A 12,161-nucleotide genomic window follows, 5' to 3' on the forward strand; every position below is an offset into this window, starting at 1 on the left:
ACGGCCGGCTCCCGCCGAGCGCGATCTGTGGGACCATGAGGCGCTTCCTCGCACCCTTCCTCGAAAGGAATGGCCATGCGCGCTCGTCGTACCCGATTCCTGGCCGCGATCGTCTCGGCCGTCGTCATCGCCCTGTTCGCCCCCGCGGCGGCCGGGACCGCCCAGGCGGTGACGTGCCCCGGCAGCACCAGCTGGGACAACATCCTGCAACGCTGCGTCTGAGAACCAGGGCTGAGAACACGCCGGGGTCCGCGAGGGCCCTGGCTCAGCGCTCCCAGACGGCGGCGGCTTCGCGGTCGAGTTGCGGGACCCAGCCCAGCGCCATCGGCTTCGCGGCGGTCTTGGGGAAGGTCAGCTTGAGGGTGCCGGTGCCGTGCTCGAACCGTACGGGCTTGGTCTGGGCCGGGTCGTTCTCGTAGCCCTGCAGGTCGTAGACGGTGAACAGCGACGGGTCGATCGTGAACGGGCGGGTGGCCTTGACCGAGAGGACGGCCCGGGCGGACTTCGCGGCGTAGGTGACCGAGGTCAGCGTGACCGTGGCGACCCGGGCCGAGCCCTTCTTGACGGTGACGACCTTGCCCGACTGGGAGTAGGTGAGGCCCTTGTCGGCGGACTTGACGGCCGGCGCGGGAACCTTCGTCGCGGGAGCGGGCGCGGGTGCGGCCTGAACAACGGCCGGGGCGGGGCGCTCCTGGGCGGCGGCGGTGCCGGCGATGGCGGCCGTGGAGCCGGCCACGGCGACGACGATCAGCGCGACGAGGGACTTCTTCATGCAGGCAACTCCCGAAATCAGCGGTGCAGTCTCGCAGGGTAACGGATGGAGGCACCCCGCGGTTCTGTCTCCGTCTTAATTCGCGGTGTCGAGTTTATCCCGTACGGCCGAATCAAGCTTGACGTCGCGCGCGGCCATGACCTCGTCGAGCCGGTCGACCGTGCTCGCGCCGACCATCGGCCACACCTGCGGGTCGCCGCCGAGCAGCCACGCCAGCACGACCTGGTTCTGCGTGACGCCCAGCTCACGGGCCACGTCGATCAAGGCCGCCGTACGCCGGTCGGTGCCGGGATGGTTATACGCCTCCTCCAGGGGACGGTCGGCCCGGCCGTACGCCCCGTTGATCAGCGGCGAGTACGCCCACAGGTCCAGCCCGGACGTGGAACGTACGTAATCCAGGGTCTCGGGGAAGACTTGCCGGTGCGACCACGACTCCAGGGCCGCCCCGGGACGCGGCTGGACGTAGGAGTGCCGCAGCTGTAAAGCCGACCAGTCGCAGCCCAGCCCCCGCGCCTGCTCGACGCGCCAGGCCGGGGTGTTCGAGGCCCCCGTACGCCGGGTCAGCCCCTCGCGGCGCAACTCCTCGAACGCCCCGGCGGTCTCGGCGAGCGGCACCGACCGGTCCTCCACATGCGCCCAGTACATGTCGACGTGGTCGACCCCGAGCCGTTCGAGGCTCCCGGTCATGGCCTGCCGGATCGTGGCCGCCGACAGCCCCTCCATCGCGTCGAGCCCGCGGGCCGGGTCGGTGGGTTCGGCCCCCACCTTCGTGCTGATCAGCACCCGGTCGCGCATCCCGGGCCGCGCGGCCAGCCAGCTCCCGATCACCCGCTCGCTGTGCCCGCCCAGCCCGGACGGGTGCAACCAGAACGCGTAGTTGTTGGAGGTGTCGATCCACCGGCCGCCGAGCTCGACGAAGCGGTCGAGCAGGGCGTGCGAATCCCGCTCGTTGATGGTGGTTCCGAACAGCATGGCGCCCAGCACGATCTCTGTCATGCCGATCGATGCTGCCCCTTCGAGTGCGCTCGAAGTCAAGGTCTACTATCCGCGCGTGCGAAAAGCTTGGGTGGCCGGGGCCGGAGTGGCAGTGCTGGCCGCGGTGGGGGTCGGCGTGGTCGTGCTGCCCGCCGACGCCGCGACCGTGCCGGGGATCGCGTCGATCGCGGGCACGCTGGTGCAGTACAAGGCGGCCGAGATGCAGGCCGTCAAGGTCAACAACAATGTGGTGGTCACGCGCTCCGGGCTGACGGTCACCATCGACGACGTGGTCGCCATCAAGGCCGGCACGGGGTGCAAGCTGGTCAGCGGCGACAAGACCAAGGCCCGCTGTACGACGAAGTCGACGCCGACGCGGGTCGCGATCTACACGTACGAGGGCAACGACGTCATCGTCAACAAGAGCGACCTGTCGATGACCGCGTACGGGGGTTATGGCAGCGACCGGATCACCGGCGGGCCCAAGGCGGACATCCTCGAGGGCGACCCGATCACCGGCGGCCCGGTCGGCAACGACGCGATCTGGGGGCTCGGCGGTAACGACCGGCTGCAGGGCGGCGGTGGCAACGACGCGCTCTCGGGCGGGGACGGCAACGACGCGCTCTTCGGCGAGCACGGTGTGGGCGGCGAACCGGGTACGGGCGCCGACCGGCTCTACGGCGGCAACGGCAACGACTCGCTGCGCGGCGGGCCCGCGGGCGACCACCTCTACGGCGGGCCGGGCAACGACGGCCTGTACGGCGAACGCGGCCGCGACCTGCTCGACGGGGGCACCGGCGACGACAATCTGAGCGGCGAGTTCACCGTGGCCGAGATCGACCGGGACGTCATGCGGGGCGGGCCGGGTCGCGACAACGTCGACTACTCGAGCCACGTCGAGCCGGTGACGGTCGACCTGGACGGGGCCGCCGACGACGGTCAGGCCGGCGAGGGCGACCTGGTCGGAGCCGACGTCGAGACCATCGAGGGCGGCCGGGGCAGCGACGTGCTGACCGGCAACGCGGCGGCCAACGTGATCTTCGGCGGGGCCGGCAACGACGTGATCCGCGGCGGCGCGGGCAACGACGACCTGAGCGGCGACGAGGGCCGCGACAAGCTCTACGGCGAGGCCGGCGACGACATGCTGCGCGGCTGGGACGTCGTCGACAAGGCCACCACAGACGTGATCGACGGCGGCGTGAACACCGCGGCCGGCGACGAATGCGGCCACGACGCCGGCGACACGGTGGTCAACTGCGAGCGCCTGCTCTCCTGATCCGGAGCCGCCGCTCCACCTCGGTGGAGCGGCGGGCCCTACGCTCACTCGGCGCGCAGTGGCTTGAACAAGGCGTGCGGGGCCTTCTCCGCCCGCAGCGGCTTGGCCTCGACCGTGCTCGACGAGGAACCCGGCACGAGCTCGGCTCGTAGCGGCTTGGCGTTGAGCGCGGCCGCCGCGACGCCGATGACGCCGGTGGTCGCCACGAGCGCCCCGGCCACGGCCACCGTGCTGAGGGTGCGATGGAATGTCGATCTCATAGCGGTACCCCCGTTTCGTTGTTGCGCCGGATGCTATCGCCGTGGCCGCTTGATCGGCTCTGAGCAGCGGCTTTCTGTCCACCAAGGAGAAAATCGCGCCGCGAGCGCAACCGCTGTCAGCTCCGCCGCGATCCAGATGGGAGCCGTCGCGCCGGCTCTGGTGGTGAGCGCGGCCGCTCCGAGCGCCGGTCCGGCTGTGGCCCCGATGTTGAGCGCGGCCGCCGCGTACGACCCGCCCGTCGTCGGGGCGGCCGTGGCGGCGTACAGGACCCGGGTGATCAGCGTGCTGCCGACCGCGAAGGACAGCACCCCCTGCGCGAGGACGAGGCTCAGGAACGCCACCGGATGCGCGGCCAGCAGAGCGAGGGCGGCCCAACCGGCCGCCAGGAGCGGGCCGCCGACCCCGATGACCAGGCCGGGCTGCCGGTCCGACAGGCGACCGGCGATCATGACTCCGAGGAACGATCCGGCGCCGAAAAGCACCAGCACGACGGGGATCCAGGCCGCCCCGAGCCCGGCTACCCCGGTCGCGACCGGCGCCAGGAAGGTGAAGGCCGCGAAGGTTCCGCCGTTGATCAGCGCGGCGAACAGCATCGCGAGGAGGAGTTGGCGCGACCGCAACACGCGAAGCTCCGCGGCCAGGTCCGGCGGGCGGCTTTCGGCCGGCTCGGGTGAGGGGCCGACGTTGGCGCCGGTCAGCCGCCTGGAGAGGCCGAGGGCGAAGGGCATCGAGTGCTCCGAGGTGAGAGATCAACGAGGGTCTTCTCGTCACCACGGCCAGCCGCCCGGGCAGTCAGCGTTGCGCGGGGCTGGCGGTGTGACCGGCAGCCCCCGAGGCATCCGACTCGGGACTCGACATGCCGTGCACCCTACCTAGGCATCGCTTGCCGATGCGCGGGCCCAGCCAGCCCCACGACGATTTCGGGCATGATCTATCACCACTTTCGCAGCACGTTGAAGGATGGCGTCACCGAGGCGCAGCAGGGTGAGTTGCTCGCCAGCCTGCAGAATCAGGGCCGCGAGATCTCCGCCGTCAGGCAGTTCCTGGTCGGGCGGGAGGTCGGTGGCGAGTTTCAGTGGGGCGCCACCTTTGTCTTCGACGACCTTGACGGGTACTGGGCCTATCTGATGCATCCGGCGCACCTGCGCTCCGACGAGATCGGGCTGCCGCTGGTGGAGAGGTTCATCTCGTACGACACCACTGACGACCCGGATCCGGAGTTCGGCGCCAAGGTCGCGGCCCTGCACCAGCGGCGGTACGCGGCGTTGCCGGAGCTGGCCAGGCTCGTCCGGGACCTACCCAACAGCGGCTCCGGGCTGGAGGGCTGATCGGTGCGGGCAGTGCGATTTCACGCGTACGGGGAACCCGGCGTGCTCACCGTGGAGGATGTGCCGGAACCGCACGCCGGGCCGCACGAGGTTCGGATCCGGGTGGCCGCCACCAGCGTGAACCCGATCGACTGGAAGATCCGGGCCGGTCACCTGGCCGAGGCTGTCCCGACGCCGCTGCCCGCGATCCCGGGGGCCGACGCGGCCGGGGTCGTGGACGAGGTCGGTGACCAGGTGAGCGGCGTGCGGGCCGGCGACCGGGTGTTCGGGCTGACCCACGCCGGGGCGGCCGAGTTCGCGGTGCTGCCGTTCTCGGCCCGGCTGCCCGGCACGTGGTCGTTCGAGCAGGGGGCCGCGGCCGGGCTGGTCTCGGTGACGGCGATGGCCGGGCTCGAGGCGCTGGGCGAGCTCACCGGCCGCACGTTGCTCGTCGAGGGGGCGGCCGGCGGGGTCGGGTCGGCCGCCGTGCAGATCGCCGTGGCCCGGGGCGCTCGGGTGATCGGCCGGGCCCGCCCGGAGCACCACGACTATCTCCGTACGCTGGGGGCGTCGCCGGTCGCGTACGGGGAAACGCCGGACGGCATCGAGCTGGCGCTGGACACCGCGGGCGCGGGCACGCTGGCCGCCCTGATCGCGCTGACCGGGGACGCCGCCCGCGTCGCGACGGTGGCCGACTACACCGCCGCCGCGCTCGGGGTGACCCTGGCCGAACCGCTGGCCAACGCGGCCGCGCACCTGGCCGAGGTGTCATGGCTGGGCCAGTCGGGCGACTACACGCCGCGGGTCGAGGCGAGCTATCCGCTGGAGAAGATCGCCGATGCCCACGCCCACGTCGAACGCGGTCACCGCCACGGCAAGATCGTCGTCATCGTCTAGAAATCGGCGATCAACTACCGTTTGCTCCATGCAACCAGCCCCGCAGCGACCCGAGGCGCCCGCCAACCGCGACGGCGCACGCGTGGGCCAGGAGCTTTCCCGTACGCGCGAAGCCGGCACCCGGACACCCCGGGACAACGTGCGGGCGGGTCGTGACGGCGCGCTGGTCGGTCGGGAGGTGGAGGCGGGCCGGGTCGCTCAGCTGATCGCGGCCGCCTCCGCGGGCCAGGGCGGCGCGCTGGTGCTGACCGGCGAGGCGGGCATCGGCAAGACCGCCCTGCTGGACCAGGCGGAGCAGGTCGCCACCGGTTTCCAGGTCGTGCAAGCGTCGGGGGCCGAGTTCGAGCAGGAATTTCCGTACGCCGCCCTGCATCAGCTCTGCGTGCCGATCCTGCACCATGCCGACGAGTTGCCGGACCGTCACCGCGAGGCGTTGCGGGTGGCGTTCGGGCTCGCGGCCGGCGTTCCCGATCCGTTCCGCGTGGGGCTGGCGGCGCTCGAACTCGTGGCCGCGGCCGCCCGCGAACGAACCCTGCTGTGCCTGATCGACGACGCGCAATGGCTCGACACCGCCTCGTCACGGGCCCTGGCTTTCCTGGCCCGCCGGATCGGCGCCGAACCGATCGCCATCCTGATCGCCGTCAGACAGTCGGCGCCCCATCATGAGACGCCTCTGTACCTTTCCGTCTCGCGAGAAGAGACGGGCGTGGCAGCCGGCGAGATACCCGAAGCGGGCGCAAGGCAGCCGACTACTGGTGGCGAGTCGGTTGTCGGGGAGCAAAGTGCGCTGCCCACGCTCGCAGTCACCGGGCTCAGTGACGAGAGCGCCCGCCACCTTTTGACCGCCCGCAGCCCGTTCGCGCTCGATGAGCGGGTGCGGGACAGGCTCGTCGCCGAGGCCGGTGGCAACCCGCTCGCCCTGCTCGAGCTGCCCCTGGCCGGGGGCTTCGCGCTGCCCGCCACCGGGTCGGTGCCCAACCGCATCGAGCAGGCGTTCCAGTCCCGTCTCGACGGCCTCACCCGGGACGCCCGCCTGCTGCTGACCGTCGCCAGCGCCGAGCCGACCGGCGATCCCACCCTGGTCTGGGCGGCCGCCGGTCGGCTCGGCGTCGAGCATGCGGGCGCCGACGCCGCGGCGGTCGAGCTGGCCGAGTTCGGCACCCGGGTCCGCTTCTGCCATCCGCTGGCCCGGTCGGCGGTCTATCGGGCCGCGAGCGCCCAGGACCGCCGTTCCGCCCACCGGGAACTGGCCGAGGTCACCGACCCGGTCACCGCCCCCGACCGGCGGGCCTGGCATCGGGCCCAGGCCACCGTCACCCCGGACGCCGAGGTCGCCGACGACCTGCAGCGGTGCGCCGCGCGGGCCCAGGCCCGGGGCGGAGTGGCGGCCGCGGCGGCGTTCCTGCAGCGGGCGGCCGAGCTGTCGCCGGACGCCGACCGGCGGATCGACCGTACGTTGGAAGCGGCGCAGGCCTATCTGGAGGCGGGCAGCGGCGGCACGGCCGGCGAGCTGCTGACGACCGTCGAGACCGCCGGGCTGGACGGCGTCCGGCACGCCCGGGTCGAGCTGCTGCGCGGCCGGATCGCCTTCGCCCGGCCCGGCGACGGCAGCGGGCCCGCCCTGATGGCCGCGGGCGCCCGGCGGCTGTCGGTCCTGAACGCGGATCGGGCTCGCGAGACCTACCTGGACGCGCTCGAGGCGACCCTGGCTGTCGGCCGGGGCGGCGGCTTCATCCCCGAGATCCTGGCCGCGGCCCGGTCAGCGCCGCCGGCGTCGGAGCCCGACCTGCTCGGGGCGTTGCTCTCGCTGGCCGCCGGGCAGTATCGGGTGGCGATCCCGATGCTGGCCGAGCTGCTGCACGCCGACCGCCGTCCCGCGTGGACCCTCCGGCCCGCCCTCGCCACGATGATCTCGACCGAGGTGTGGGATCCCCTGACGATCGCCGCCATCGCCGAGTGGCTGGTCAAACAGGGCCGCGAGTCGGGCTCACCGATGCTGTTGCGGCTCGGCCTGGCCCAGACCGCGACCGACGCGACGTTCACCGGCGACGTCGCCAAGGCCCTGGCCGCGCTGGCCGAGGAGGCGGCGATCGCGGACGCGGCCGGTGACCAGCCGCTGCTCTATCCGCGGCTGCAACTCTCAGCGTTGCGGGGTCGCCGCGACGAGGCCCATGAGCTGCTCGCCGCGGCGGAGCGGGCCCGGACCGCCGACGGCAGCGGGCAGGTCACCAACGTCCACTGGACCACGGCCCTGCTCAACAACGGGCTGGGCGACTACCCGGCGGCCCTGGCGGCGGGTCGTGCGGCTACCGCCCCGGATGAGTTGTTCCTGGCCGGGATCGCGTCGGCCGAGCTGGTCGAGGCGGCCGTCCGCACCCGGGAACTCGACGTCGCCGCCGACGCGCTGGAGTCGATGACCGAGCGCACGCGGGCGAGCGGAACCGAGGCCGGGCGGGGCATCGCGGCGTACGCGCGGGGGCTCGTGACCGGCGTCGAGGAGCACTTCCGGGAGGCCGTCGAGTGCCTGGCCGAGACCCCGCTGACCCCGTACGAGGGTCGGGCGCACCTGCTCTACGGCGAGTGGCTGCGGCGTCAGGGCCGGCGCAACGACGGCATCGAGCAGCTGCGCCGGGCCCACGACCTGCTCTCGGCGGCCGGGGCGGAGGGCTTCGCGCGACGGGCGGCCGACGAGCTGCGCGCCTCCGGCGTGGGCGTGCAGCCGCGGTCGGAGCGCTCCTTCGACAGCCTGACCGCGCAGGAGGCGGCGGTGGCCCGGCTGGTCGCGTCGGGCGCCACCTCGCAGGAGGCCGCCGTGCAGTTGTTCGTCAGCAAGCGCACCGTCGACGCCCACCTGCGCAACATCTTCCGTAAGCTCGGCGTCACCTCCCGCCGCCAGCTCAAGGATCACCCCGCGCTCACTGCCTAGGCCGTACGGGATAGGCAACGGTTGCCGACGCGCGGAGGCGCGGCCGGGCGGCACCGTGGTGCGGTGCAAGCAATTCTGATCTATGTCGATCTCACGCTGGCGGTCCTGACACTGGTCGCCGCGCCCCTGGCCGGTGTCAAGGCGTCAAGGCTTTGGCTGTACGTCCTGGCCGGGCTGGCCGCGGGCCGCCTGCTCGTCGCAGTCCTGCTGCTGGTCACGGGCGGGCTGCTGCTGGCCGACACCCGGCTCAGCGTGCAGGTGCCGCTCGCGGTGCTGCCGGCGGCCTGGGCGGCGTGGCGGGCCAGCCGGACGGCCGCGCACGTCGCCGCGGCGGGCTCGGTGCTGGCGGTCTGGTGGTTGCTGGCGCCGTTCGCCCCGCAGGACACGCCGCTCGTGCTGGCCGGTTCGGCGGCGGCGCTGGCGGCCATCGCCGGGCTCTCGATCGCGGTCGGCCGCTGGCGCGAGTCACGGACCCGGCTGTCCCGCCTGCCCTGGCTGACCACGGCCTTCCTGCTCGTGCCGGCGACCACCCTGGCCCTGGCCGGGCAGGCCAACGCGTCGGCGCCGGGCCACGACCACGGGGGTTCGGGACAGCTCAGCGTCGACCAGCTCACCGGGCCGCGCGAGCAGAAACCCGACGTACGGGTGGCTCTGACCGCCGCCCGCACCCAGGTGCGTCTCGCGTCGGGCGCCACGGTGGACGGTCTGAGCTTCAACGGCACGTCGCCGGGGCCCGAGATCCGGGTCCGCAAGGGCCAGCTGCTCGAGGTGACGCTGGTCAACACGAATGTCGAGGAGGGCGTGACCGTGCACTGGCACGGCGTGGACGTGCCCAACGCCGAGGACGGCGTGCCCGGGGTGACGCAGAACGCGGTCCCGCCCGGCGGCCGGCACGTCTACCGGTTCATCCCCAACCGGGCCGGCACGTTCTGGTATCACACCCACCGCGACGGCCTCCTCAACGTCAAGAAAGGCCTGTTCGGCGCGCTGATCGTCGAGGACGGGCCGGCCTCCGGCGAGCTCGAGCGCACGGTCTTCACCCACGCCTGGCCCGGCTCCGGCGGCGACGTCACCGCCCTCGACCGCGACGACCGGCCGGCCACCCAGGCCGCCGAGGCCGGGCAGAACGTTCGCCTGCGCGCGATCAACAGCTCCGAGGAGGCACAGCAAATTCGAGTTTCCGGTACGCCGTTCCACGTCGCCGCCATCGACGGCAACCCGGTCGAGGGGGCCACCCCGCTCGAACCCGGCACCACGCTGACCCTCGCGGCGGGCGGCCGCTACGACGTGACGTTCACGATGCCGGCCGGCCCGGTGACGGCGGCCCTCGCGAGCACCTCCCTCACGTTCGGTCAGGGCGGAGCGGCGCCGGAGGGTGACGGCGGGCAGTTCGACCCCCTGACGTACGGCTCCGGCTCGCCCCCGGCCGCCGAGGCGTATCAACGGACGTACGACCTGCGCCTGGACGACGGTTTCGGGTTCAGCCAGGGCCGCCTGGGCTACGTGAGCAGCCTGATCAACGGCCGCCTCTACCCGGCCGTGCCGTCGCTGCAGGTCACCCGGGGCGACCGGGTCAGGGTGCGGATCGCCAGCCGCAGCATCATCAACCACCCGTTCCATCTGCACGGCCACCGCGTACGGGTGCTCTCGCGCAACGGTGAGCCGGCGACCGGGAGCCCGTGGTGGACCGACACGCTCAACGTCGGCCGGGGCGAGCTGTACGAGATCGAGTTCGTGGCCGACAACCCCGGCATCTGGATGGACCACTGCCACAACTTCCAGCACGGCGCCAACGGGATGATCATGCATCTCGCGTACACGGGTGTCACGACGCCGTTCACGGACTTTCCCGAATGACTCCCCTTCCTGAGAAAGAAGACGAAGCAGTGACCCTCGCGACCGAAATCGTTCTGCCGGGCATCGTGGAGCCCGACGGCCTGCAGGTCCGTACGCGTGAAGTGCCCGCCCCCGGCCCCGGCCAGGTCGTGCTGCACGCCGAGGCCACCGGCGTCTCGTTCGCCGAGCAGCAGATGCGCCGCGGCAAGTACTACGGCCAGCCGCCGTTCCCGTTCGTCCCCGGCTACGACGTGGTCGGCACCGTGGCCGCCGTGGGACCGGGCGTGAACTCCGCGCTGGTCGGGGGCCGCTACGCCGTGGTCACCAAGGTCGGCGCGTGGGCCAGCCACGTCACCGTGGACGCGGCCGACCTGGTCGCGGTGCCCGCCGGCGTCGACCCGGCCGCGGCCGAGACCGTGGTGGTCAACGGCGTCACCGCGTGGCAGATGCTGTTCCGGGTGGCCGAGGTGCGTACGGGGGGAACGATTGTGGTCCTCGGCGCCAACGGCGGGGTCGGCTCGACGCTGGTCCAGCTGGCCCGCCACGCCGGCATTCGAGTCATCGGCACGGCATCGTCGCGCCACCACCCGGCGGTCGAAAAGCTCGGCGCGATCCCGGTCGACTACCGCGACCCCGACATGGCGCGCCGGATCGCCGACCTGGTGCCCGACGGTGCCGACGCCGTATTCGACCACGTGGGCGGCGAGGGCCTCAAGCAGTCGTGGCACCTGCTCAACAAGCACGGCACGCTGGTCTCATACGGGATCGCGTCAATCAAGGACGAGCCCGGCTCGGCGCAGCTGGCCTACATGAAACTGTTCTCGCAACTGTTCGTATGGAACAACTCACCCAACGGCCGCAGCGCGAAGTTCTACAACTTCTGGGCCGGCCAGCGCAAACTCACCACGTTCCGCGAGCGGCTGTCCACCGACCTGACGTCAGTCTTCAGCCTGCTGGCCGACGGCGTGATCACGCCCCAGATCGCGGCCACACTCCCCCTGAGCCAAGCCCCCGAAGCAATGAAACTAGCCGAGTCAGGCACAGTCACCGGCAAGGTCATCCTGCTCCGCGACTAAGACCGAAGCGGCGGCGGTCAGGGGGCCGCCGCCGCTTCCCCGCCGGCACGCCGTCCTCACTTCCGTCCGCCTCGACGCAGCCACCATGATCGACCGCCCCCGGCCCCCTGAGACGTTCCGCTAAGTGAGCCCGAGAACGGACAGCAGGAACGGGCTGTCCGCCTCAACCACGTCAGCCGGCGGTGGCACAGCGATGTCGGCCCGCAACCCGAAATGAGCGAAGGTGAACGTGGTCTTCCGATTCGCCGCGTCGCTGAGCCCGATCCCGGTGAACCGCCCCCGGTCGTCGAGGTCGACCCGCACCCTCAGCTTCCCGCCCTCCTTCACCGCGAGCGTGCCCGCGAATGCCCGGTCACCGACCCGGCGAACGCCGGTGGCCCGGGACGCCGGATTGGCCAAGTTCCAGGGGAACGCGTCATTGAACACGACCGAGTATTCGTGGCCGACAGGCAACGGCGTGCGGAGCCACCCGCCGGCAGCAAGCCGATCGGTCGTCTCCGGCGGCGCCGGCATCTCTGCCAATATGCTGCCGCTCACGCGCGTGTACACGACCTGCCCGACCCGCCGCACAACGAACTCCTTACCGACGATCTCCCAGTTCCGCGTCGCGGCATCGACCACGCCGGTGTAGTCAATCCGGTCGTTGACGCTGACCTGCGCGAACCGAGCCGATTCCCGGCCGAGGCTGGCTTTGGCCGCCGCGAGCGCAGCCGCAGGTTCAGACGGCACAGCGACGGGAGGCGGAGGTGCCTGGCTCGGGACGGCGCTTCCAGCCGTGGAGGCACCCGCCCCGGCGTCACTGCTTGCGGCATCACCGCAACCTGCAACCACCAAA

11 protein-coding genes and 1 pseudogene are annotated in these 12,161 nt (G+C 72.2%); 7 read left to right on the forward strand and 5 right to left on the reverse strand.

Annotation, left to right across the window (positions count from 1 at the left end):
• Positions 1-75: 75 nt before the first annotated feature.
• A complete protein-coding gene (locus tag JKJ07_RS01425; protein WP_202989306.1) occupies positions 76-222 on the forward strand; it encodes a hypothetical protein in 147 nt (48 codons plus the stop codon).
• 43 nt (positions 223-265) lie between these two features.
• On the opposite strand, the gene JKJ07_RS01430 is transcribed toward JKJ07_RS01425, so the two are convergent.
• A complete protein-coding gene (locus tag JKJ07_RS01430) occupies positions 266-772 on the reverse strand; it encodes a hypothetical protein (RefSeq protein WP_202989307.1) in 507 nt (168 codons plus the stop codon).
• A gap of 75 nt (positions 773-847) precedes the next feature.
• The gene (locus tag JKJ07_RS01435; protein WP_202989308.1) at positions 848-1,768 is read right to left on the reverse strand and encodes an aldo/keto reductase; all 921 of its coding nucleotides are present in this window, start codon (positions 1,766-1,768) and stop codon (positions 848-850) included.
• A 55-nt stretch (positions 1,769-1,823) separates the two neighbouring features.
• Here JKJ07_RS01435 and JKJ07_RS01440 point away from each other — a divergent pair, with 55 nt between their 5' ends.
• On the forward strand, positions 1,824-3,023 hold the full coding sequence (locus JKJ07_RS01440; protein WP_307834085.1) for a calcium-binding protein: 1,200 nt from the start codon (positions 1,824-1,826) through the stop codon (positions 3,021-3,023).
• Positions 3,024-3,067: 44 nt separating this feature from the next.
• Here the strand turns inward: JKJ07_RS01440 and JKJ07_RS01445 are convergent, their stop codons facing one another.
• The gene (locus JKJ07_RS01445) at positions 3,068-3,283 is read right to left on the reverse strand and encodes a hypothetical protein (protein WP_202989310.1); all 216 of its coding nucleotides are present in this window, start codon (positions 3,281-3,283) and stop codon (positions 3,068-3,070) included.
• Positions 3,284-3,316: 33 nt separating this feature from the next.
• Positions 3,317-4,012: pseudogene (locus JKJ07_RS01450) on the reverse strand (MFS transporter); the annotation flags it as partial.
• Positions 4,013-4,210: 198 nt separating this feature from the next.
• On the opposite strand from JKJ07_RS01450, the gene JKJ07_RS01455 reads away from it, so the two are divergent.
• From JKJ07_RS01455 to JKJ07_RS01475, 5 genes are all read left to right on the forward strand, one after another.
• Complete coding sequence (locus JKJ07_RS01455; RefSeq protein WP_202989312.1) at positions 4,211-4,612, forward strand: Dabb family protein; 402 nt, start codon at positions 4,211-4,213, stop codon at positions 4,610-4,612.
• A 3-nt stretch (positions 4,613-4,615) separates the two neighbouring features.
• Positions 4,616-5,488, forward strand: coding sequence for an NADP-dependent oxidoreductase (locus tag JKJ07_RS51540; protein ID WP_202989313.1), 873 nt, complete (start codon positions 4,616-4,618; stop codon positions 5,486-5,488).
• Positions 5,489-5,516: 28 nt separating this feature from the next.
• Positions 5,517-8,414 (forward strand): AAA family ATPase, encoded by a 2,898-nt coding sequence (locus JKJ07_RS01465; RefSeq protein WP_202989314.1) that lies wholly within the window; start codon positions 5,517-5,519, stop codon positions 8,412-8,414.
• A 63-nt stretch (positions 8,415-8,477) separates the two neighbouring features.
• A complete protein-coding gene (locus tag JKJ07_RS01470; protein WP_202989315.1) occupies positions 8,478-10,271 on the forward strand; it encodes a multicopper oxidase family protein in 1,794 nt (597 codons plus the stop codon).
• A gap of 29 nt (positions 10,272-10,300) precedes the next feature.
• Positions 10,301-11,326 carry a medium chain dehydrogenase/reductase family protein gene (locus tag JKJ07_RS01475; RefSeq protein WP_307834087.1) on the forward strand — a complete coding sequence of 342 codons (1,026 nt, stop codon included), beginning with the start codon at positions 10,301-10,303 and terminating at the stop codon, positions 11,324-11,326.
• 120 nt (positions 11,327-11,446) lie between these two features.
• Here JKJ07_RS01475 and JKJ07_RS01480 read toward each other — a convergent pair whose 3' ends face one another.
• Positions 11,447-12,055: a hypothetical protein gene (locus JKJ07_RS01480; RefSeq protein ID WP_202989317.1), complete on the reverse strand. Its 609-nt coding sequence runs from the start codon at positions 12,053-12,055 to the stop codon at positions 11,447-11,449.
• Between the last annotated feature and the right edge of the window lie 106 nt (positions 12,056-12,161).

The organism is Paractinoplanes lichenicola, from assembly GCF_016785085.1.
GTDB classification, from domain to species: Bacteria; Actinomycetota; Actinomycetes; order Mycobacteriales; family Micromonosporaceae; genus Actinoplanes; species Actinoplanes lichenicola.